The organism is Myxococcales bacterium (assembly GCA_016706225.1).
GTDB lineage: Bacteria > Myxococcota_A > Polyangia > Polyangiales > Polyangiaceae > JADJKB01.
The window spans coordinates 1,161,903-1,183,585 of record JADJKB010000005.1 but is presented as its reverse complement, the minus strand read 5'-3'; the positions used below and the strand labels follow the sequence as shown (position 1 = coordinate 1,183,585).

The window sequence follows — 21,683 nt, the reverse complement described above, 5'->3', positions numbered from 1 at the left end:
GGCGCGGAGGGCGACGAGTAGAACGGCGGCGGCCCTACTCGGGAAAAGGAACGCCCCATTCGCTCATCACCTCTCTGACCTTCGCCTCCAGGAACGGGTTTGAGACGTTGTCGCCAATGTAGTCGTGCGTCCACTCCCTGAAGTCCATGATGTCCTGATCGCCCTCGCCGGTGCGTTTCTGGTGGAGCAGATCGAATAGCGAACGATCGGTGCAAGCGCCAAGCAGACGCTCAAACTCGTCGATGTGGGCAATGTGGAAGTGAAATTCCGCCGCCACGCCCGCGACACTCTGCGCTTCCTCGCGGATGATCCAGTTGCTCCAGGAAAGGAAGTCGTAGGTCACGAGCATTCGCTCAACGGACACGACGTCCCGGAGCCGTTCGAGGCCAGGAGCCGAACCGTCAAGCGCCTGTTGGAAGGCGCGTAGTTGCCCCGCTGCACGACCCGCGGGTGTCTTGAGTTCGGCGCGGAGGTCATCGAGGTGGCCCCACATCTTGGACGGCAAGAAGTGGCCGGACTGCTTGACCTCGATCACCACGGCGCGATTGCCATCGAGGACGATCCAGTCGGGCGTGTCGCGGGCCTGCTTCGCGGTGCCGTACTGCCACTCGGGAAGGACGGAATCGGTGCCGAGCGCCTCGCGAAGAAGAACGCCGACATACTCCTGGAACACGTGACCGAACGCTTCCTTGAACGGATTTTGAACGCCCTGGCCCATGTGGTGATTGAGCAGGTCGTGGTACAGGCCACTCGTCACCCGGTAGTACAAGAGCCTCGGGCAAGGCAGCATATAGACGAGCCCGCTTTTCGGATCGGGCTGGATGTCCGGGCGGACGATCGGGCGTTCGAGGAGTGGGTTGAAGCGATACCGGTCGTAGCGCTCGTCTGGCGGGACGTGCTTCTCCGAGTGTTTTTTCGCGGCCTCTCGGATCTCGGAGTAGCTTGCCGAGAGCCAAGCCAGGGCCGTCTGCTGCGCTTCGTCGTTGAGGATCTCTTTGCGCTTGGCTTCGTCGAGCTGGCTGGCGGTGTACGGACGAAAGTAGCCCTGATCCACGCTCCCCCACCACGCCATCGCGAAAAGAAGAGCCTGACCAAGGTCGAGCCCGCCGGTGATCTTCTTGAGGTCATCAAGCGGCGAAGCGCTCCTCGCCTTCTCGACGCGCGGCCAAATATCTCGATAGATGAGCACCGTTCGCGGGAGCAGCTGGTTGAGCGCGCCCTGGATGGCGAACTGCGCATGGCTCGTCCTGACCATGAACTCGAAAGCCTTACCGTCTGAACCCGTCGAAGAGCTGATCGGGTCACGGAGGTTGTGGAACATCCGGATCGCTTGCCCAAGTGCAGCCCCATCGACACCGCCGCCGGGGATCATCTGCGCGGAAACGAGCTGACCGTGCCTGTTGCAGACGAGGCCGGCGTAGCCCCACATCGGCTCTGCCACATCGTTGGACTCCTCGATGGAGAGCAGCGCGAGATAAGGCAACCCTGCCAATGGTACGGGTACGTCTCCTTCGAGCAGGCCGATGATATTCGGCGGATTGCGCTCGACCTGAGCGGCTGCCTGACCGATGGCGCGGAGCATCTCGCGGGTCGGATACCGCCGGAGAAAAGCTCGCAGCTCGGGCACGGTGCTTGTTCCACCTTCGCCAGAGGTGACGAAGATCCTCTTGCCCGCGACGAGTGCCTGGAGCTTGAGCGGCGGTTCCACGGCGGCTACGAGTCTTTGCCTCCGGCGACTCGATGGCAAGCAACGAGCTTCGCGGGTGGGGCCTTGATCGTCAGGCCTGCGGGAGGCAACAATCGCGGACGTGAGACTCACCGTTGATCCCCGCCACTGGCTGGACGAACACGGAAACATCCCCCTGGAGCCCGCTCGCCTTCGCCGCAACATGCTTCGCATCGCGCGCATAATCGAGTACGGGGGGCCGCGCAGGACCGGGGTCTCAGGGTATTCAGACACTCGTCCCGTTCAGAACCTCGCCGAGCGCCTCCTTGACCTCGCCTGATTCCACCTCAGGCACGACCTCCGCGGCCACGAGCGCAGCGCGGCCGACCGCTTGTATGTCGAGGCCGAGCTGCGCGAACGCGGCGTGGAGGTCGTCGCGCTCCACACCGTTGCGGACCAAGTGGCGCGCCGCTCGAAGCGCGAGGACTTCGTCCACTCGGAGGTGCTCGGAAACCTCGCTCACCGCGCTCGCCCAAGTGGCCCCGAAGACGTACGGAACGTAGGCAAACAACCGCGCAAGCTCGCGCGGTCCGAGCTGCATCAGACGCCCATCCTGTCCGGCAACAAGGAATTCCAAAGCGTGGAAGAGCTCGCGCCACAACGCCTGGCTCTGCGCATCGAAAGGAGCGCCAGGGTCGCGGGCGCCAATCATCACCTCGAGCAGCCCGATCCCTCATGCCTCCCAGCAGATGCGAAACAGAGTGTCGAAGTTGTTGACGTGTCTGCCCCATCCTCGACTCGCACTCGAGAGCCCGGGGTGCCCCCCGCCGACCGTTGACCCAAAATGCCACAGGTCGTCGTCCACGAGCGCGTATCGGTCATGAAGCGGCCGGGCGGTGCCCTTCCGCTGAACTTCATCGACGGCGACGCTGTTGTTCTCGATCCATGCCTCGAGTTCTCCGAGGCGCCCGGTCATGATGCGAACATCGATGCGACGGCGCTCTGAACGAGCGATATCGAGCGCACTCTGAGTCCAGGGCTTCAGCACCTCGTAGCCCTCTTCACCCTCGAAGTGCGGATCCAGAAGGGTTACGGGCTCGAAGCAGCTACCGTCTTGCGCAGCATGATCAAGGCCGGTGCGGAGGCGTTCGTGGTGGTGATGAACAACCCGGCGGGAAAGCCGTTGCTGTCGCCCGACACGCAGCACCTCGCGGAGAGGCTCGATGCAGCCGGCGAAGCGGTGGGGATCTTGCTGGCGGATGTGGTCGTCATCGGCGCGCGGGACAGCGGATGCATCAGCTTGAGGGCGGAAGGCATCGTGGGCGCAACGGAGTGGGTGGTGCGAGGGTGATGGTGCGGCTCGCCGTTCTGGAATAGAACCCTCTGGTCGTGGACCCGGAGCAGGCGAAGCAAGACCACGCTCATTCTGCCATCGCGGAGTTCGTTCAGCGGCCGGCAGTGTTTCTCGTGCCCGGTGCCTCGACGGACGCTCCCACGACGGTGGCGAGTGGCGTGGCACTTCTCACCCCTGGAGGAGTAGTGACCGTGCTCACAGCTTGGCACGTGGCCAAGGATGCGCAGACCACACCTCATCGGCTTGGATACCGGGGATGCGATCCGGGGCTGAATGATGTCGTGCGCGGGATCATTCCTGGCCCAGCACGGGAGCGACGACCGGAGGTGACGGGGTGCGAGGAGGGTGTCGATGTTGCGCTGCTGCTGGTCTCGGACGATGCTCAGCGCGTTCTTCGATCCATGGCCATCACCATTGAGAACATCGCGAGCGACGACGGTGTGGACGACAACAACGATGTTATCGTGTTGTCGGGCTATCCGTACTACCTGAGCGAGACGTTGAATGGATCGCCCAAGTCGCGCGGCTACACGCACATCTACTACATCACCGGAGTGCGGCACCGCGACGAATGCGGACGTCTCCACGTTTCGTGGGACGAAGCTGTCGTGCAACCCGGAGATGAAGTTCCGCCGCACCTCGATGTGAAGCCAGGCGAGGTCTTTCGACTCGGACATCCAGGGGGTATCAGCGGCGGTGCGGTGTGGCGCTTTCGCGGAGCCAAGAAGGACGCACCAATCTGGGCACCGTCCTCCGATGGCCAGATCATCGGTGTGCCCGTGGCGTGGAACAAGGTCAACGAGATCGCCGAGTCCTGCTGCCTGTGGCGCGAGTGGTTGCTTGAATCCATCGCGGGCGTGGACGAGCACTACTCCGCCGGAACTCCGCCGTGACGCCCAGCGACGAGGTATGGGCCCATGATTCAAACTCTTGCTGACCATATCGACCAACTCGACCTCGCGCTTGACCAGCTGGCGCTGCACGACCGCAACTTCGATCGGTTCGCACTCATGCTGATCGACAATGTTGTCGAGCTGACGCTCCACACTCACGCGCGAGACCGTGCGGCAGAGAATAGGATGCTTGCGCACGCGCAACCGAGGCGGACAAGCCTTGCGCTGGCGAGGCAACACTCCGGTAGCTCTTGGTGCCGTCCGATCGAGACGCGCGTCCAGATCCCGGAGGAGGGCGGCCTGACAACAGGCTTTGTGCCCGAGCGGGGTTACCGGCGTTTCAACGGAGTAGCGTTGGCGCTTTCGCGAGGTCACTCCGGGAAAGCGTTGGTGGCCACGAAGTCGTAAGCTTCGTTCTCCATGGGATTCTTCCTGTAGCTGCCGCCCGCCAAGAAGCCCTTGCCGTAGGCGCACGCGAACTTGTCTTCGCTGTTGTCGCGCCGCCGTACCTGATCGACGTGAACCAACTCGTGCATGAGGATGTTGAGCTTCTTGTTGGTGCTCTGCATCTTCTTGCCTTTGCAGTAGATCGTGTAGCCGAAGGTCATCGCGACCACGTCGTTGGAACTGGTGAACCAGTTTCCCGGCAACGTGCAGTCTGGGCGAATCCTGACCTTGTCCAGGTTGAGATGCGGGAACAGGGGCTTGAACTTCGCCTTGGCCGAAGCATTCAGCTTGTTCTTGTCCTTGAAGACGTTTGCGACCTCGGCCGAGTACTTCGCCGCGTAGTAGATCAACTTGCCCCCGGCACATCCCCCCAACTCTTGCAGCGTATCGAGAACACTCATCTGCATCCCTCCGTTGAAACAAGCCGTGGCCGCTCCTTCGCCGAACTGACGTTACGGCAGGATGACCGACCCCGACAGAGTGAGGCTAACACCGTTACGAGCACCCGAGGAAGCGCTCGTGTCTTCATCCCTCCGCCCGATGGAGATGGCGGTGTACAAAAAGTGACTATGCAGCACGACCGGCTCGCTTGGTGGACGACAAGCTCACCAAGCCGTTGCCGCTCAATTACTGTAAACCACTCGTCGTGCGCAGCAGCTGCTTCCTTGGCGTTGGCCGTCCAGAAGATGCACCCGTTGCAAGTCTGCACCGGCCCCTCGATGTCGCTGAGCATGCGCGCGAACGTCTCGGAGTCGATCACGCCAAGCTCTCTCAGCCCGATTGCGCCGTAGACTCGTGCCTCAGGGGCGGGAGCCGACGCGAGCTTCCGCAGGATATCGACACGGCCGGAATCCACGAGCACGCGAGCCTCGTTCGCACCCGGAGGGGCATGAGGCGCTAAATAGCACCGCCAGCCCACCACGAGGCGCGCCTTCGGGGAGGTGAGGCGGTCATAGGCGATCCTGGCCGCCGCCGTGGTGTGAGCCGCGCGGATGGCCGGTTCGAGTTGCGGGCCCACCGACATGAGGTCTGGCGACGGGCCTTCCTGGCAGGCCGTCACGAGCAGGACGAAGCCGAGCATCGACCGCACGGAAGTACCGACACCGCGGAGTGGGTGGCGACACCGTCGAGATCGAGATCAGCGACTCTTTGGGGAGCACAGTGAACATCTTTCTCTTCTGGGACGAAGGCTGGACTCCGTTGGACGGAGAAGAGCAGGGCGTCACCTACGAGTGTGGGTTTCGCTTTCGGAGGCCGTGATGTCGAAGCCGAAGAGATTCGCGCCCGTCTTCTGGCGTGCTCGGGACGTCATGCGCGCTGCGTCTGCGCTTGGCCTGACGATTACCGAAACCGATGCGGTTGTGCTCCTGTTGGGCAACGAAGCGGAGATCGAGAACGCCATGTTCGATGCCGGCATGACTGTGATCAAAGACCGGCTGCGCCCTCGTGACGGTGAGGCGCCTTGATCCCCCACTCGGAGTAACTCACCTCGGCCGAACGACGACCTCGCACTTGGGCCCGCTCTCTTGGGCGAGGTCGTCCTCCAGGCCTACGGGATTGCGAATCACGTGGCTGGGGTCGTTGACGAAGCAGACGAGCACGTCGCAGTCGCCGTGTTTCTTGTACCGCTCCTTGTCGATGATCAGCTCGTCGGCGATCTCCTTGTCGGCGTGGCCAGAGCGCGCGTACTTCGTCTCGACGACGATCCGTTCGCGCTTCAGTAAGAAGTCCATGCGCGATGACTTGCCCGCGTAGCTCGGCGTCCACTCCTCGGCCCGCACGTCGTCAAAGTGCGCCGCGAGGAGCGCGCCCAAGATGTACTGGACATCGTACTCGTCGCTGATGGTCAGGGGCTCGCGCTTCTGGCTCCGTGTTGCAAGGGCACGAGCCACGGCGGGGAAGCGCTCCAGGATGCCAATGACCAGCTCCAGCGGGGTCTTCTGGGTCGCCGGTGGGTCGTGCGCCGGTTCGGGGATCTCCAGCAGGCCGTCGAGGAACGCCACAATGCGGTTGCGGGCTTGGGCAGCGAGCTGGATGTTTTGCTTCTTCTCGCCAGCTTCTGCTTCGGCGAAGTTGTCGCGCCGCGGTGTGCCTGTCCACGGGTCGCCGCCGGAGACGACGCGGCCGAAGAATGCCCACTTCGGGGTCGTGCAGACCTTCGCGAATTCATCAACATGGTCGGGGAACGCCGTTCGAACCAAGGGCTTGCCGCGCTGGATCAAGACCTCGACGTTGGCCCACGGGTAGGACTCGACGGCGCGAAGCTCGTCGGCGAGCGAGCGAAGCTTGTCGCGAAGCGATGGGGACACGCCACCAGACTCTACCGAACGCGCCGAATCCTTGGAAGCTTGTGTTGCGCGCAGTTGTTCGGCTTCAAGCCAGCCGGCGGGAGTGAGAAAGAGGCCGTGGGTGAAGAACGGCGTTGACCCTCCGCTTTCATCGACCTCGACCGGGCCACGCTGCTCAAGCAGCTCGCCGGCTCGATTGAAGCGCTCGGGTGTCCAGCTCAGCGCGGCGGCCAACTCGCGGGACTCGAAGTAGCACCGCGGCTCGCCCTTGCTCTCGCGCTCTTGCTCGCGCTCGAAGATGGCCAGCAGCAGGGTATCGACATCGTCCGAGAGGCTCATCGCGGGGCCAAGTGTAGCCGTCCCGCCGAACGAGCGAAACGCCGGCCGAAAAGCTGCTTTCGCGCTCATGGGCATCTTCTCGCATTCCCCGCATGGGAAGCCTTCACACCTACAAGATCACCAATCGCATCAACGGAAAGCGCAAGAGTTCGGTGTACCCGAAGTACGGGTCGACAATGAGCGCGTCTTGACGGACGCCGCCGATGAGGTCCCGGACGAACCGGGTCGCTTCGTCGGTCTCTCCATTAAACCAGTGCTGTCCGAGCTTCTTCGAGTCGCGACGCCCCTGGACCTCAGCTTCTTCGCGCAACAGCGTCGCGAGAGCGCGAGGCAGCGAGTGTTCACCAACGGTGACCGTCTGCGTGGAAGTAGCCACGTCCACCGTGTAGACCTCCGGACCCCTCGCACGTGAGCGACCCGGCACTGAGACGCTTCGGCGTGTTCCGACGATGCCAATACTCGTGCTGATCTGCCGAATGAATACTCTCGTTCCACTCGCGAAGAGCGGCCCATGTCCGTCACTCTCTATCATCAGGTCCAGGAGATGGGGCTCGTGTGGAAATTGAAGCGTCACGTGCCTGCCATTCAGCGCGACGGCTTCGTCGACTGCGCGTCCGATCGCTCTCTCTTCGCGAACGCGTGCAATGAGCCCGGGAAGCGGCTTTCCGGGCCACGTCTGGATCGAGACAAATACTTGCCGCCGATCCTCGCTGTTCAGCCGGAGCATGACCTGCCCGAACACGGGGTTCGTCAGAACGAGATGAATGGACCCCAGCAACCGCGGGCGCTCGAACAGGTCAATCGCGAGCTGTGACCTGAGCCACTCGCGCGCTTTGCGCCGTGAGCCCTCGGGCCATCCCCCAAAAACGAACTCCGGATCCTCTGAAACGAGTTGATGGCGCCGCGTCCCGCCGGGCCGGGCTCCCCAGAAGCGCGCTCCCTCCCAGTACTCGTCTTTCTCGTCCAGCGCGAGAGTGGGCCATGGCGGTTCTTCCCCGAGCGCGGGGAGGTCGAGCACAAACCCCTCGGGATTGCCCAGGCGCTCGTGGGCCATCGGAGGGATTACCCCCTTGCCTGACGCGCAAGCACGGTACCACTCGATCGCGTCGCGCACGCCCAAGCGCAGACGTCGTACGTTCAGCTCGTGGTTGTCGAATCGACAGCAGCCATCGCCGTGTCGTTCCGGCTGTTGCGGGCCAAACTCGAGTCCGTCGTGCAAGAGTTCCACAATGCCGAGCACCAGTCGCCGACTGGACGCCCCATCCTCAGTCGCTCGGTCGTACACGAGCGTGAGCTCCGCGCCGGCGAAGTCGCTCTCCGCGCGCTCGATGGGCCTGGCTGCGGACAATGGCAACACGGTTCTACTGGACTCGTGGTCACCCATTGTCCCTCTCAACGATGAGGATAGTACCACGGCGTTTCTTGGCAGCCGGCGCGGGCCGACTGGAGATCCGGATGCCGCTTGGGCGCGCGGAGCAGGCGCTGAGCCACAGCGGAGCTGGTGGACTGACGCGGCTTCGTCGCTTCGGCCCACCGCACGGCTCGACCGTGGTAACGGACGACAGCGGGCTGTCGAGGCAACTCGAAAGTCACAGATGTGCGGTCGTTAATTTCACCCACCTCCGTTGCTTCGCCTGACCGAGTACCGTCCCGGGGCCACTCGCGCCCGCGGGAGTGCCCTGCGAGCCTGCGTGGCGGGAGGCGGATTCGACCTGGGCGTGCGGCGGGAACACGCGGTAGGCTACGGATGTTCAAGGCACAATGAGTCGCGTCCCGTTCGCCACGCTGATCTTCCGAGGCAAGCGCTTCGACGGCGCCGCCATGCCGCTCGAGGCTCTGCCCGAGCTGGCGGCATATCGCGACCTCGTCGTGGCTGTTGCCAAGCAGCTGTTCCTCGAGGCGAACCCGAACAGGGTGCGGCTTCCGAAAGGCTTCGACGCCTCGTTCCGCCTGACCCTTTCGCGCATCGAGGCCGGGAGCGCCGTACCGATCATCGAACGCGAGCAGGATCTGCTACCGCTGTTCCCGGGTGACTTCTTCGACAACGCTCGTGCGGCGGTCGAGCGCGCGATTGCCGAACTGCCCGACAACGAGCCAAAGCCCAGCTGGCTCACGCCCGACGTGGTCGGGCGTTTCGCTTCCTTCGGTCGGACGCTGCGCGACGACGAGTCGGTCGTAGTTGCGTTGGCCGGGAAGCGCGAGGGAGCCGTCTATGACCGGCACGCGCGCCGTTCGATCCTGCTCCGTTCGCAAGGCACCTACGAGGAAGAGATCGAGCTCGTCGGAGTGGTGAGGGAGACCGACGCAGACCAGGAGTCCTTCGAGATTCGGCTGGGAACCGATCGGCGCATACCGGTGCGGTCGTCCCGCCTGTTCTTCTCGCAGGTCGTTCGATCACTGGAGCGAGACAGCGCCGTAAGAGTCTCCGGAACGGGTGTCTTCGACGCGGAAGGCAAGCTGCTGCGAGTGGCTCAAGCGTCGGATGTCAGCGCGGCAGAAGAGGGTGACGTGGCAACCGGCCGGCCCGGCTGCAACATCCCGGTGGACGAGCAGATTGCTTCGCTCCGAGGCCTTTCCGATGGGTGGTGCGATGGCGAGGGGACGAGGTTCGAGGAGTCTGCGCTGGTCTGGAGCGCAAAGTTGCTCCGCGGAATCATCGACGGCTTCTGCCTGCCCACGCCCTACGTCTACCCGACCCCAGAGGGGAAAGTTCGCGCGGAGTGGTCACGACCGAATTGGGAAATCTCGATGGATCTCGAGCCCGCGCACAAGACGGCTGAGGTGCGCGCGGTGCGACTCGACGCCGACGAAATGCACGAACGCGATTTCACTACGGCAGACCCAGGTCAGGAGGCGCGGCTCGGAGCCTTCCTTTCTAGCCATCTCCAGGGGGAGGACTGAATGGCGGATGCCAACACAGGCACCTTGGACGACGCGGCAGAGCTGCTTTTTCGACAGGTGAATCCAGGGTTCATCCGTGATGGGCGCGTTGGAAGCCAGGCGTTCCGGCCCACACCCAAGGACCACCGAAAGCTGTCCGTCGCCCGAAGCGCGTTGACGACCGCGGAGGATGCGTTTCAGCTCCACACAGAATGCAAGAAGTTCCGTTCCGCGGGGACTTGGGCGGTGACCGTCGGCGAGTGTTCGAGTCTCGGTCTGCCTGCGCTCGCCGATCCGCTGAGCGAACAACCGTGCCCCGACCCCGCGCACGCCGTCGTCGATTTTGCGACCCTGACGAACAGCAAGGTCGAGGCACATGGTGCGCGCCTGGCCCGATTCGCCAACGAGCGTGGCCGACTGCACCCGCCCGATGAGCTTCCTGCTGGGTGAACCAGGCGCGGCTGGCGTTCACACCATCCGCGGAACGCGAACCTTGACGCGCTTCCGCTTTTTGCGCTTTCCAGGGCGATTCCCGGCGCAGAACGGGCAGCCGGTGCTCATTCGCGAGCGGCAATAGACCCTTGTGCTCCACACGTGGTGGTCGTTCCATTGACAGCGCCACCAGACGCGGCGTGGCGCTGTCGCGGTGACCGACGCCGGGCCCAGCTTGCCGTTTTTGGTCGGGTGCCACTCGCGCGCCAGGTCCGGGCGCAGCGCCGCGAGCGAGTTCGTGGGCGAGACCCGCCGGCCAGAGCAAAACGGACACAGCGCACCGCCGGCCGTCTGCGTGGAGACAGCGCGCTGCCACTCGTGTTGCGGATCTTTCGAGCAGAGCCACCACACCCGCTGGTGGCTTCGGGCGCTGACCTGCGTCGGCTGAAGCGAACCGTTCTTGACCGGGTGCCATTCACGCGCGATCTTTGGGTGCTTGCCTGCAAGTGAGGTCGCCGGCGTCGTGCGCCGGCCCGAGCAGATCGGACAGCCCTGCCCTCCGGTGGTCCGATGCACCACGGCCGTCTGCCAGACATGCCGCGCATTGCGCCGACATCGCCACCACGCGCGATACTGACTGCCCGGCGTGAGCTCGGAGGGTTGTTTGACGTTGCGCGACGGGTGCCACTCGGCGGCGACGTCCGGGAATCGATCCGCGACCGACGCACCAGGCGCGACACGCCGGCCAGCACAGTAGGGACAACCGATCCCGGCGCTCCTGCGGTTGACCGGCGCATCCCACTCATGGCGGTGATCTTCGCGGCAACGCCAGCGCACACGCCGATTGGAGGCTGGGCGCACGTCGCACGGCCGAAGGTCTCCATTCGCGGTCGGATGCCACTCCCGCGCGAGCTCGGGTGAGACGGCGGCGAGTGCCGTGCTCGGTGTGGCAACACGCCCCGAGCACATCGGGCAGCCGCTCCCGCTCGTGCGATTGTAGGGCGCCGTCCTCCAAACGTGGGTCGGATCGACGGAGCACCTCCACCAGATCCGCTTTGCGGACCCGGGCGCCACCTCGCCGGGCGTGAGGGGTCGGTTGCGCGTCGGGTGCCATTCCCGCGCGAGGCGTGGGTAGCGCTCGGCCAGGCTCTTTCGACTCGCTCGCGCTCCAGCCGTCATCGGCGTGGCTTCCTCATCCACGTGTTTCCGCACGCCGTACAGCCCCACCTTGGCTGTCCCTCGAACACGATGCAGCCGCCGAGGATCACCAGACCGGCCTGCGCCTGCGCCTCGGCTTCCGGTGTCGGCTCGCCGCGCATGATGCGCACGACGTTGCCGGTCCCACAATCGGGGCACTTCGATGGCTTCGTGCGCCGCATCGTGTCGCACCCAATTCTCCCACAAACCGTGTAGTCTCGACGCCCTAACTGCGCCTCCCGGCCTGGCCCTTGGGGACCGCGATGACCCGCGTGCAAGACCTCTTCGATCTGCCCGACCAAGTTCGGAAGGGCGACTTCGTCGTCAAGCTGTCGGAGGGCGTGCAGCACCCGCAGGAGACGACCGACACCTACGTCGTCACGCCCGCGCTGGTCGATGCCTTCGACCGAGCGCTCGGCCTGGTGGGCGGCGCGCTCGGCGATGGGCGCAGCCAGGCCGCGTACCTCCACGGCAGCTTCGGCAGCGGCAAGTCGCATTTCATGGCGCTCCTGAGCCTGTTGCTCGACGGCAACGAGGCCGCGTGGCGAAAGTCCGAGCTGCACGCGCTCCGCGCCAAGCACGGCTTCGTCGGCAAGGCGAAGCTGCTCCAGCTCCACTTCCACATGATCGCGGAGGAGAGCATCGAGCGCGCGATCTTCGGGACGTACGTGGAGTGGGTGCAGAAGCATCACCCTGACGCCCCGATCCCAGCGCTGTTCGCGGACGAGGGGCTGTTCGCCGACGCGCGCCGGATGCTCGATCGCCTGGGCGACGAGCGCTTCTTTGCCCACATGAACGAAGGCGCCGCGGCGAGCGAGGGCTGGGGCGATCTGGCCGCGGGCTGGGACCGTGAACGCTTCGAGCAGGCGGCCGCCTCGAATGTCCTCGAGACTCGCGCCGAGCTCTTCAATGCGCTGGTGAAGGCCTGGTTCCAGGCCTGGGCCGAAGAGAGCCGCGCGTTCGTGGACATCGACTCCGGGCTGGCGGTGCTGGCGGGTCACGCGCGGAAGCTCGGCTACGACGGCGTCGTCCTGTTCTTGGACGAGCTCATCTTGTGGCTGGCGCACCGCGCGAGCGACTCGGCCTGGCTGCACAACGAAGTGCAGAAGATGGTCAAGCTGGTCGAGGCGCAGGACACGGCGCGGGCTCTGCCGCTCGTCAGCTTCATCGCCCGGCAGCGCAGCCTGGTGGAGATGTGCGGCAAGGACTACGCGGGGGCGGAAGCGCAGCGCCTCGCAGGCTCCCTCGAGCACTGGGAGGGCCGCTACGACACCATAGCGCTCGAGGACCGGAACCTGCCGGCGATCATCGAGCGGCGCATGCTGCGCCCGAAGAGCGACGAGGCAAAGAAGGCGCTGGATGGCGCGTTCGAGACGCTGAAGCGCAGCGCGGGAGCGTCCTGGCAAACCCTGCTCGGGCAGCAGGACGCGGAGGCATTCCGCAAGCTCTATCCTTTCAGTCCGGCGCTGGTCGAAGCGCTGGTCGCGCTGTCGAGCTCACTCCAGCGGCAGCGCACCGCGCTGAAGCTCCTGATGGAGCTCCTCGTCGAGCACATCGACGATCTGATGCTCGGCGAGGTCGTGCGCGTGGGCGATCTGTTCGACGTGCTGGCGGGTAGCGAAGAACCGGCGGACGGCGTGATGCGGGCGCGCTTCAAGAGCGCCAAGGATCTCTACAAGCAGCAGCTCTTGCCCATCATCCGCGAGACCCACGGCACCAACACCCCGGACCGCTGCCAGCGCATGCGCGATGGCCACCCGATCCGCCTGGGCTGCTCGAGCTGTGGCGAAAAGGCGTGTCGCACCGACAACCGCCTGATCAAGACCCTGATTGTCGCGGCGCTGGTTCCCGAGGTGCCCGCGCTCAAGGATCTGACCGCCAGCCGCCTCGCGCAGCTAAACCACGGGACGCTCAAGGTGCCCATCGCGGGAACCGAAGGCGCCCAGGTCGCGGGCAAGCTGCGGCAGTGGGCCAGCGTGATCGGCCAGGTTCACGTCGGAAACCAGACCGATCCTTCCGTGCGCATCCAGCTCGAAGGGGTGGATCTCGGCCCGATCCTGGAGCGCTACCGCTCGTCGGACACCGCTGGGTCGCGACAACGCGTGCTCCGGGATCTCTTGTTCGACGCGCTCGGCGTCGAGAAGGTCGCGGACTGGGGCATCGACCAGAAGGTCGAGTGGCGCGGCACGAAGCGTCCCGCACACCTGCGCTTCGCCAACGTTCGCAAGCTCGGCGGCGAACAGCTCCGCTGTCCGGACTCCGACGCCCTGCGCGTCATCGTGGACTACCCGTTCGACGATCCGGGCCACGGACCCAACGAAGACGTCGAAATCTGTGAGCGCTTCATGGAGGAGAGCGGGGGCTCTTGGACCCTGGCGTGGCTGCCCCACTTCTTCAGCGCTTCCGTCAACAACCTGCTCGGGGAGCTGACGATTCTGGAGCACGTGCTCTCGGATAGCGCCACGAAGCGACAGGCTGTCGCCGACTTGAGCACCGAGCACCAGAGCCGAGCGCTGAACGATCTGGAGAACCTTCGAAACCAGAAGAAGTCGCGCATCCTGAACGTGCTGGAGCAGGCCTACGGCCTCGCCACCGCCAGGGAGGGCGACCTCGATCCGTCCGCGTCCGTTGCGAAGCACCTGATGCTGCTCAAGCCGGGCGCGACGCTCCAGGCGCCCGCCGCCGCGCAGCTCGCCGACGCGCTGGACGCCTACGCCCGCGCGGCGCTCGACGCACGCTGGCCGCGACACCCGAAGTTCTCGTCCGCCAAGCCGCTCACCAAGGCGCGCATCGACGCCCTCGTCGAGAAGTTTGGGGAAATCGTGGATGCGACCGACAAGCGCATCGCCGCGGACAAAGCGCTCACCGACGAGATGCGGCTCACGTTGCAGGAGCTTGGGCTCGTGCGCGTGACCGAGGGCGCGGTTCACCTGATCGACGACCTGAAGCTCCAGGAGATCGAGCGCAGCCGCCTCCGGAAGAGCGTGGACGCGCCCACGGCGGCGGAGGTGCGCGACTGGCTCGACGAAGCGGGAAAGATGGGCCTCGAACGCGGCGCGGAAAATCTGGTCGTGCGCTGCTATGCACGCTGGGCCCAGCGTACCTTCTCGCTCTACGGCAAGGCCTTCTTCCCCAAGCCCGGGCAAGACATCCCGGACGAGGTCGTGCTCGAGAAGCCCGACCTGCCGAGCGCCTCCGACTGGGAGAAAGCGCTGGGGCTGGCGGGCCACACCTTCGGCCTCAGCCTCGGCGGTCGCGCTCTGCACGCCGACAACCTCAAGCGCTTCGAGACGGCCGTGGAGGAGCACGCGGGGAAGGCCTCTCAGCCGTGCAGCCGCCTGGTCACTGCGCTCTCCGCGCGACGGGCGGAGCTCGGGCTCGGAGACACCGACCGCGAGAAAACCGCACGCTCAGCCGACGTGCTGTGGGCAGGCCTGCGCGGCAAGTCGGGGCTCGCGCAGGTGGAGCTGCTGGCTTCGTTCGTGGCCGAGACGAGCCCGCGAGCCGTGGGCGCCAGCATCGCGACGGCGGGCGCCACGGCAGACGTGCTCTCCGACGACATCATCTTCAACGTCTTCGCCGCGCTGCGAGCCCAGCGTGCCACGCTCGGTGGCGCCGCCGAGCTGCTCGAGCGCGTGGAGCGCGCGTTGCGGCAGGACGAGATCAACGAGCACCTGGCGCCACGCCTTCGCGAGCTTGCGGTCGAGGGGCAGCGCCTGCTCACGCCGCGAGCGCCGGCGCTGGAAGCGCCCGGACGCGAACGTCAGGCGCGGCAGATCGCCGGGAAAGGACAGGCCGCCGTTCAAGCGCTGCGTGAGTCGCTGGCCGAGCTCGAGCAGAAAGTGGGGGCGCACGGCGACGACGTGATGGTGTCGGGGCAAATCGAAGTCTCCTGGCCGAAAAAGCCATGACCAGCGAGCTCCCTCATCTGACCCATGAAGATCTGAAGGGCGCGCTCGATCGCCTGTACGGCCCGACGACCACCCGCAAGTCGACGCTGGTAGCGTTCTACGGAACGGGTGAGCCCACGACTGTGAGCACGGACCAGTCGCTCCGCTTTCGTGTCCTGCCGGTTCGCTGCGAGCTCGAGCTGAGAGAGCACCTGCCGCCGCTCGACGATATCGAGTCCCACGTCGCGTTTCTGGTGCCGTGGTCCAGCGACATCCCCATCGATCTCGCGGGACGCTTCGTTCAAAACGGGCGAGTCCACCGCATTGGAGTGGACGCGCGCGTGCGGCGCATGTTCGGAGTGCGCGAGCTGGAGGACGCCGTGCTGCGCTCGCCGCTCGTGGGGCTGCTGCTCGACCAGAAGCCGCCGCCGGCGTTCAGTATCACCGGGGGTCGGCTCACGCTGAACGAGCTGTGGGGCGCGTGGCTCGATCAGACTTGGGGGCTCAGCGGAGGCGGCGAGCTCGCGGTGGACGCACTGATGGCCTGGGCCGCGACGAACGCGAGCTTCCCCAAAGCGCCAGCGATGTTCGGCGGCGATGGCGGACCGGGCGTGCGCGCCGCCCTGCTCGAACACCTCGCACGCCAGCTCGGCCCGGTCGGACCGATCATCTGGAACGGCTGGGAAAACGGCCGCGGCCGCTTGCTCCTCGAGTTTTCGCTGATCTTCGAAGCGCTGGTGGATCGCCCCGACGCGGCGGCGTGGATCTGGCTCAAGCAGAAGCTCAAGCACTCGCTCGGCGTGACCGTACCGGATGCAAACGTGGACGGCGTGGTCAGGGGGCTAGCGGGCAGCGCGACGCGCAGCCTGCGCCTGGTCGAGCGCGCGTCGCCCGGAGAGGCGCGCGCGATCTTGCGTGCCGCGGACACCCACGTGGACGAGCCCGAGATCCGCGCCTGGATCGCCGCGCACCCGTTGCTGCCCTCGGCCTGGACCGCCCGACTCGAGCAGCTCGGTCGTACGCTCGAAGCGTGCGCGAGCGATGCGACCCCCGAAACGTTTGCCGACGCCGCCCGCGCCCTGCGCGCCCTCGACGGTCACCTGTTCTTCAAGGACAGCGACCAGACGGCCGTGGTGAAGCGCGCCGAGATGGCCGTACGCCTGGCCGCGTGGCTCACGCAGAAGAGCGGGCTCGAGCTCGATCACCCGCCCACGCCACAAGCGGCGGCGGAAGCGCTCGGTCGCTGGTACTCGGAAGAAGGCGGCTACGTGGACTGGGCGCGCCGCTGGGCTCGCGGAAGCGCGGAGTCCGCCTTGGGTCGCGGCGCGCAGGCTGTGGTCGAAGCGGCCGATCTCGCGCGCACCGGGCTCGACCGGCGGTTCGCGCAGAGCCTCCGCTCCTGGCACGACGCAGGCCGCCCCGCCACCGAGGTCCTTCCCATCGACCAAGCCTTGTCGCGCGTAGCTGCGCGTTTCCTCGAGGATGATGCCTCTCGGCGCCTGCTCGTGCTCCTGCTGGACGGCATGGCGTGGGCGCAAGCAGTCGAGCTCATGCAGGCGCTCGGCAATCGCGCCGCGGCGTGGGGCCCGCTCGCGTGGCACGCGAGCACCAAGGGCCGCATCGGCAGCGGGGCCTACCCGGTCGTCTTCGCATCGCTACCGACCATCACCGAGGTGAGCCGCGCGGCCTTCTTCGAGGGTAAGCCGATGAAGCCCGGCGATGCGGGCAACACGTCGAAGGACCCCGAGCGCTTCCAGACCCACCGCGACATCCTGCGCTTCTGCGAGAAGAACGAGACCCCGCGCCTCCTGCTGCGCTCCGAGGGCCACACCACGGGCGGAAGTGCTTCTTCGGAAGCCCTGAGCCTCATCGCCGACACTTCGAAGCGAGTCGTCGCCATGGTGATCAACGCCATCGACGCCGCGCTCAAGGGCGATAGCCAACACCGTCCCGACTGGAAGCCCGAGAACATCGCGTCGCTGCCGGACCTCCTGGAGGCGGCGCGCACCGCAGGTCGCTGCGTGCTCCTCGCCAGCGACCACGGGCACGTTCCCGCCGATCGGTTCAAGACCGTGAGCGCTCTCGCGGGGGGTGGCGCTCGCTGGCGCCCGTGGGCATCGCCCGCCGATCCCGTCGCCGACGGCGAGGCCGCATTCGCGGGGAGCGGAGTCTGGACGCCGCGCGGCGCACACGGCGTGGTCTTGCTGGCGGACGACGCCTCGCGATACGGCGGCGGCGCGCATGCGGGCGAGCATGGGGGCGCCACCTTGGCGGAGGTCGTCGCGCCCTGCGTGCTGATCGGCTGCGATGACGCGGGGGTCTCGGTCGCTGACCCTGCGCTCGAGCCACGGCCCGCGTTGGTGCCGGCGTGGTGGCACTTCGACGTCGCGGTTCCCGCCCCGCGTCAGCCCGAGAAGCAGAAGCCGAAGCAAGCCACACTGCCGTTCGTCGCCCCTCCGCCGCCGTCGAAGCGCCGGCCGAGCGCGCCGCCCATCGAAGAATCGGCCTTCGCGACCTCCGACGTGCTGAAGAAGATCTGCCCGCGCGCCGATCGCCGCGCAAAGGTCGTGATGGCGGTCGACTTCCTGCTCTCGCGCAACGGAGCGTCCGGCGAACAGGCTTTCGCCGCCGCGATGGGAGAGCTCGAGTGGCGCGTCGCCGGCCTGGTCTCGTCGCTCCAGGAGGTCCTGAACCTGGAGGGCTACCAGGTGTTGCGCCACAGTCCCGTCGACAAGCAGGTGTATCTGGACCGCGAGAAGCTCGCGCAACAGTTCGAGGTGAAGCTGTGAGCACCGAAGCGAGCCCGCTGAAGCGTCGTGACATCGTGAACGCCCTGCGACTCGGCGTCGTCCCGAAGCGGGGCCTCGAGCTTTTCGCCGTCGGGCTCGACCGCTTCGAGAAGCACATCGACGAGGAGCTCGACTCCGTGGCCGCGGGCAGCGGAATGCTCAAGGCCGTGCGCGGCGAATACGGCTGCGGCAAGACCTTCTTCGCGCGCTGGCTCGAGCACCGTGCCCGCCAACGCGGCTTTGCGACCACGCTGGTCCAGATCTCCGAGACGGACACGCCGCTCTACCGCCTCGAAACGGTCTACCGGCGCGCGATCGAGGGGCTTCAGACCAAGGAGTGGTCCGAAGGCGCTTTCCGAGCCCTCATCGATCGCTGGTTCTACAACCTGGAGGAGGAAGTCCTCACCGGCGGTCACGTGAGCGGCCATGACGCCGAGGCGGTGAGCCGGGCGGTCGGCGAGCTGCTCGAAAAGCGGCTCGCCTCCGTCAGCGCCACCCAGCCTCAGTTCGCGGCGGCGCTCCGCCGCTGCCATGCCGCGCGCGTCGGCGGTGAGCACGCCATCTCCGAGGGCCTGATCGCTTGGCTGATGGGGCAGCCGAACGTCGGCGCCGAGATCAAGCGGGCCGCGGCGCTGAAAGGCGAGATCGACCACGACGGGGCCTCCGGATTCTTCCGCGGCCTGCTCGAAGTGCTCAAGCAGACGGGGCGCAAAGGGCTCGTGCTCGTGCTCGACGAGGTCGAGACCATCCAGCGCGTGCGCGCGGACAGCCGAGAGAAGAGCCTCAACGCGCTCCGACAGTTCGTGGACGACCTGTACCAGAGCCGCTACCCCGGCCTGTACGTTCTCGTCACCGGCACGCCGCAGTTCTTCGACGGGCCCCAGGGCGTGCAACGCGCCCCTGCCCTGGCCTCGCGGCTCGCGACGGAGTTCGCGAAAGACACCCGCTTCGACAGCGCGCGCGCGCCGCAGCTCCGGCTCATGCCCTTCGACCTCGACAAGCTCGTCGAGGTCGGCAAGCGCGTCCGCGATCTCTACCCGTCCACCGCTAGCGACCGAATCCACGCGAAGGTCGACGATGCGTTGCTCCACACCCTCGCGCAGGGCGTCGCCGGCAAGCTCGGCGGCAAGGTCGGCGTCGCGCCGCGCATTTACCTCAAGCGCGTGGTCGACGTGCTGGACCGCGTGGACGAGCATCCGGAGTTCAATCCACGGGAAGACTACCCGCTCATCGTCAAAGCGGAAGAGCTGACGGACGAGGAGCGCGGCGCGGCGGGCATCGCGAAGTCCCCCGACGACATTGCCCTGGACGTCGATATCAAGCCGCCTGGAGGAGCGCGGAACCTTTGAGCGCCTTCGACCGGCTCTCCAGCGCGCTCGCGTATCAGATCGCGAACACACTCGGCTGGAGGGAGCTCCGGCTGGTGCAGGAACAGAGCATCGACGCCATTCTCGACGGCAAGAACGCTGTCGTCCTCGCGCCCACCGCCGGTGGCAAGACCGAGGCCGCGTTCTTCCCCATCCTGTCGCAGATGGACACCGAAGACTGGCGCCCCGTTTCGGTGATCTACCTCTCCCCGATCCGCGCGTTGCTCAACAACCAGGAAGACCGCGTCGCGCGCCTGGCTGGCCTGATTGGCCGCCGCTCGTTCAAGTGGCACGGCGACGTCGGCCCCGGCGAGCGCCGTCGCTTCCTGCGCGACCCCACCGACATCTTGCTCATCACCCCCGAGTCCCTCGAGGCGATGCTGATGAGCTCCAGCGTCCCCACGCGCGAGCTGTTCGCGAAGCTCCGCGCGGTGATCATCGACGAGATCCACGCCTTCGCGGACGACGACAGGGGCGCTCACCTGAGCGCGGTCATCGAGCGCATCCTCCGCTTCACCAGCCACGACGTGCAGCGCATCGGCCTCTCGGCGACCGTGGGCAATCCCGAGGAAATCCTCGGGTGGATCCGCGGCAGCTCCGAACGCCAAGGCGCCGTCGTCGACCCCAAGGGCTCGCGGAGAGAGCCCAAGCTCGACATCGACTACGTCGGCTCGATGGAGACCGCCGCGGTGGCCATCGAGCGGCTCCACCCCAGCAAGAAGCGCCTGGTCTTCGTCGACTCGCGCGGCAAAGCCGAAAAGCTGGGCAATCTGCTCAACGACCGCGGCGTCATCTCCTACGTCACCCACGGCTCGCTCTCCGCCGCCGCGCGTCGCGACGCCGAGCGCGCCTTCGAGCAGAGCCGCGACTGCGTCATCGTGGCCACGAGCGCGCTCGAGCTGGGCATCGACGTCGGCGATCTCGATCACGTCCTGCAAATCAACGCTCCCGCAACGGTCGCGAGCTTCCTCCAGCGCATGGGCCGCACCGGCCGCCGCCCGGACATGACTCCCAACTGCACGTTCCTCGCCCTGGACGAGATGGCCGTCCTCGGCGCCGCGGCCCTGGTGCAGCTCTTCCGCGACGGATTCGTCGAGTCCGTCGAGCCGAGCTCCCGGGCCTCGCACATCTTCGCGCACCAGCTCATGACCCTGGGCATCCAGCTCGACGGTGTGCTCCCACAGGACGTGGACTACTGGCTGCGCGGGTCGGCGGCGTTTTCGCGCCTCGGGTCCGCCGAGCGCAAAGCCATCGTGGACCACATGCTCTCCCAGGAAATCCTGGCCGATCACAGCGGCAAGCTCTGGCTCGGGCCCGTCGGCGAGCGCCGCTTCGGCCGCGCGCACTTCAAGGAGCTCTACGCGGTCTTCGACGCGCCCCGCGACATCACCGTTCGCGCCGGCCCCGACGAGGTCGGCACCGTCGAGGCCCGCTTCCTCGCGGCCATCGACAACGGCCCAAACCCAGGCTCGTTCATGCTGGCCGGCAAATCCTGGGAAATCATCACAGTCGAGTGGGACCGCGGTGTGTGCGTCGTGCGCCCATCTCCCAGGGGCCGCACCCCCCGTTGGCAGGGTGAAGCAAGGCACCTGTCCCACGACCTATGCCAGGCGATGAGGAAGCTGCTGGTCTCGGATGAGCGCGACGACTCCTGGTCCGAGCGCGCGACGCGCGTGATGACCACGCTGCGCTCGGAGTTCGAGCACCTGCGCGGCAGCGAGAGCTCCCTCATCGAGGCCCCGGACCGCATCACTTGGTGGAACTTCGCCGGCGGCGGCGCCAACGCCCTGCTCCGCGGCATGCTCGAGCAGGAGCTCGGCGAGAAGGTGGTCGCGACGAACGCGGCCATCAAGCTCGAGGGCGACGCGGCGAAGAGCGGCGCCGCGGTGCGGGAGGTGCTGGCGCGGTGGAAGGCCGACGAAAGGCCGACGGCGGAGGATGCGCTACGGGCGGCGCCGGATCCCAGCCGGACGAGGGTGTCGAAGTTCCAGGTGTGCTTGCCGGAGGCGCTGCTGGCGGAGCTGGTCGTCGAGAAGGTGCTGGATGTGGAGGGTGCGAGGCGGGCACTGTCGGCGCCTCCGACCGCGACCAGCGGCGGTCAAACCGGCGCACGCTGACCCGGCTCGCCCGACTCGTGGCGC

Annotated in this window: 18 protein-coding genes; 11 read left to right on the top strand and 7 right to left on the bottom strand. The window is 66.5% G+C overall.

Features of this window, described 5'->3' with window-relative positions; translation table 11 throughout:
* Positions 1–34: 34 nt before the first annotated feature.
* Both IPI67_12910 and IPI67_12905 read right to left on the bottom strand, forming a co-directional pair.
* Entirely contained in the window at positions 35–1,708 is a 1,674-nt protein-coding gene (locus tag IPI67_12910; protein MBK7581100.1) for a hypothetical protein, read from the bottom strand.
* A gap of 244 nt (positions 1,709–1,952) precedes the next feature.
* Positions 1,953–2,267, bottom strand: a complete 315-nt coding sequence (locus IPI67_12905) for a hypothetical protein (protein MBK7581099.1) — start codon at positions 2,265–2,267, stop codon at positions 1,953–1,955.
* A 243-nt stretch (positions 2,268–2,510) separates the two neighbouring features.
* Here IPI67_12905 and IPI67_12900 point away from each other — a divergent pair, with 243 nt between their 5' ends.
* From IPI67_12900 to IPI67_12890, 3 genes are all read left to right on the top strand, one after another.
* On the top strand, positions 2,511–2,672 hold the full coding sequence (locus IPI67_12900; GenBank protein MBK7581098.1) for a hypothetical protein: 162 nt from the start codon (positions 2,511–2,513) through the stop codon (positions 2,670–2,672).
* A gap of 66 nt (positions 2,673–2,738) precedes the next feature.
* Positions 2,739–3,017: a hypothetical protein gene (locus tag IPI67_12895; protein MBK7581097.1), complete on the top strand. Its 279-nt coding sequence runs from the start codon at positions 2,739–2,741 to the stop codon at positions 3,015–3,017.
* A gap of 194 nt (positions 3,018–3,211) precedes the next feature.
* Complete coding sequence (locus tag IPI67_12890) at positions 3,212–3,913, top strand: hypothetical protein (protein ID MBK7581096.1); 702 nt, start codon at positions 3,212–3,214, stop codon at positions 3,911–3,913.
* Between the two features lie 371 nt (positions 3,914–4,284).
* On the opposite strand, the gene IPI67_12885 is transcribed toward IPI67_12890, so the two are convergent.
* Entirely contained in the window at positions 4,285–4,761 is a 477-nt protein-coding gene (locus IPI67_12885) for a DUF4157 domain-containing protein (GenBank protein MBK7581095.1), read from the bottom strand.
* Between the two features lie 709 nt (positions 4,762–5,470).
* Here IPI67_12885 and IPI67_12880 point away from each other — a divergent pair.
* Both IPI67_12880 and IPI67_12875 read left to right on the top strand, forming a co-directional pair.
* Complete coding sequence (locus IPI67_12880) at positions 5,471–5,620, top strand: hypothetical protein (GenBank protein ID MBK7581094.1); 150 nt, start codon at positions 5,471–5,473, stop codon at positions 5,618–5,620.
* A complete protein-coding gene (locus IPI67_12875; GenBank protein ID MBK7581093.1) occupies positions 5,620–5,826 on the top strand; it encodes a hypothetical protein in 207 nt (68 codons plus the stop codon). The genes IPI67_12880 and IPI67_12875 overlap by 1 nt, the downstream gene beginning before the upstream one ends.
* 18 nt (positions 5,827–5,844) lie before the next feature.
* On the opposite strand, the gene IPI67_12870 is transcribed toward IPI67_12875, so the two are convergent.
* Together IPI67_12870 and IPI67_12865 are read right to left on the bottom strand one after the other, a co-directional pair.
* On the bottom strand, positions 5,845–6,987 hold the full coding sequence (locus IPI67_12870) for a hypothetical protein (protein ID MBK7581092.1): 1,143 nt from the start codon (positions 6,985–6,987) through the stop codon (positions 5,845–5,847).
* 109 nt (positions 6,988–7,096) lie between these two features.
* Positions 7,097–8,344 carry a hypothetical protein gene (locus IPI67_12865; GenBank protein ID MBK7581091.1) on the bottom strand — a complete coding sequence of 416 codons (1,248 nt, stop codon included), beginning with the start codon at positions 8,342–8,344 and terminating at the stop codon, positions 7,097–7,099.
* A 404-nt stretch (positions 8,345–8,748) separates the two neighbouring features.
* Here IPI67_12865 and IPI67_12860 point away from each other — a divergent pair, with 404 nt between their 5' ends.
* Complete coding sequence (locus IPI67_12860; protein MBK7581090.1) at positions 8,749–9,888, top strand: hypothetical protein; 1,140 nt, start codon at positions 8,749–8,751, stop codon at positions 9,886–9,888.
* Positions 9,889–10,317, top strand: a complete 429-nt coding sequence (locus IPI67_12855) for a hypothetical protein (protein ID MBK7581089.1) — start codon at positions 9,889–9,891, stop codon at positions 10,315–10,317.
* Positions 10,318–10,335: 18 nt separating this feature from the next.
* On the opposite strand, the gene IPI67_12850 is transcribed toward IPI67_12855, so the two are convergent.
* Positions 10,336–11,478, bottom strand: a complete 1,143-nt coding sequence (locus IPI67_12850; GenBank protein MBK7581088.1) for a zinc-ribbon domain-containing protein — start codon at positions 11,476–11,478, stop codon at positions 10,336–10,338.
* Positions 11,475–11,678: a hypothetical protein gene (locus IPI67_12845; protein MBK7581087.1), complete on the bottom strand. Its 204-nt coding sequence runs from the start codon at positions 11,676–11,678 to the stop codon at positions 11,475–11,477. The genes IPI67_12850 and IPI67_12845 overlap by 4 nt, the downstream gene beginning before the upstream one ends.
* An 81-nt stretch (positions 11,679–11,759) precedes the next feature.
* Here IPI67_12845 and IPI67_12840 point away from each other — a divergent pair, with 81 nt between their 5' ends.
* From IPI67_12840 to IPI67_12825, 4 genes are read left to right on the top strand one after another with little or no spacing between them, the layout of a single operon-like run.
* Entirely contained in the window at positions 11,760–15,407 is a 3,648-nt protein-coding gene (locus IPI67_12840; GenBank protein MBK7581086.1) for a hypothetical protein, read from the top strand.
* Positions 15,404–18,175, top strand: a complete 2,772-nt coding sequence (pglZ, locus tag IPI67_12835; protein ID MBK7581085.1) for a BREX-2 system phosphatase PglZ — start codon at positions 15,404–15,406, stop codon at positions 18,173–18,175. Before IPI67_12840 ends, pglZ begins: the two co-directional genes overlap by 4 nt.
* A complete protein-coding gene (gene brxD, locus IPI67_12830) occupies positions 18,172–19,524 on the top strand; it encodes a BREX system ATP-binding protein BrxD (GenBank protein ID MBK7581084.1) in 1,353 nt (450 codons plus the stop codon). Before pglZ ends, brxD begins: the two co-directional genes overlap by 4 nt.
* Complete coding sequence (locus IPI67_12825; protein MBK7581083.1) at positions 19,521–21,659, top strand: DEAD/DEAH box helicase; 2,139 nt, start codon at positions 19,521–19,523, stop codon at positions 21,657–21,659. Before brxD ends, IPI67_12825 begins: the two co-directional genes overlap by 4 nt.
* The last annotated feature ends 24 nt before the right edge of the window (positions 21,660–21,683 follow it).

What these genes read in the sequence shown, in the direction of transcription:
- IPI67_12840 (MBK7581086.1), top strand. Translation starts at nt 11,760, where the DNA reads ATGACCCGCGTGCAAGACCTCTTCGATCTGCCCGACCAAGTTCGGAAG.
- IPI67_12845 (MBK7581087.1), bottom strand. Translation starts at nt 11,678, where the DNA reads ATGCGGCGCACGAAGCCATCGAAGTGCCCCGATTGTGGGACCGGCAAC.
- IPI67_12885 (MBK7581095.1), bottom strand. Translation starts at nt 4,761, where the DNA reads ATGAGTGTTCTCGATACGCTGCAAGAGTTGGGGGGATGTGCCGGGGGC.
- IPI67_12855 (MBK7581089.1), top strand. Translation starts at nt 9,889, where the DNA reads ATGGCGGATGCCAACACAGGCACCTTGGACGACGCGGCAGAGCTGCTT.
- IPI67_12900 (MBK7581098.1), top strand. Translation starts at nt 2,511, where the DNA reads ATGCCACAGGTCGTCGTCCACGAGCGCGTATCGGTCATGAAGCGGCCG.
- IPI67_12870 (MBK7581092.1), bottom strand. Translation starts at nt 6,987, where the DNA reads ATGAGCCTCTCGGACGATGTCGATACCCTGCTGCTGGCCATCTTCGAG.
- pglZ (MBK7581085.1), top strand. Translation starts at nt 15,404, where the DNA reads ATGACCAGCGAGCTCCCTCATCTGACCCATGAAGATCTGAAGGGCGCG.
- IPI67_12875 (MBK7581093.1), top strand. Translation starts at nt 5,620, where the DNA reads ATGTCGAAGCCGAAGAGATTCGCGCCCGTCTTCTGGCGTGCTCGGGAC.
- IPI67_12860 (MBK7581090.1), top strand. Translation starts at nt 8,749, where the DNA reads ATGAGTCGCGTCCCGTTCGCCACGCTGATCTTCCGAGGCAAGCGCTTC.
- IPI67_12850 (MBK7581088.1), bottom strand. Translation starts at nt 11,478, where the DNA reads ATGACGGCTGGAGCGCGAGCGAGTCGAAAGAGCCTGGCCGAGCGCTAC.
- IPI67_12905 (MBK7581099.1), bottom strand. Translation starts at nt 2,267, where the DNA reads ATGCAGCTCGGACCGCGCGAGCTTGCGCGGTTGTTTGCCTACGTTCCG.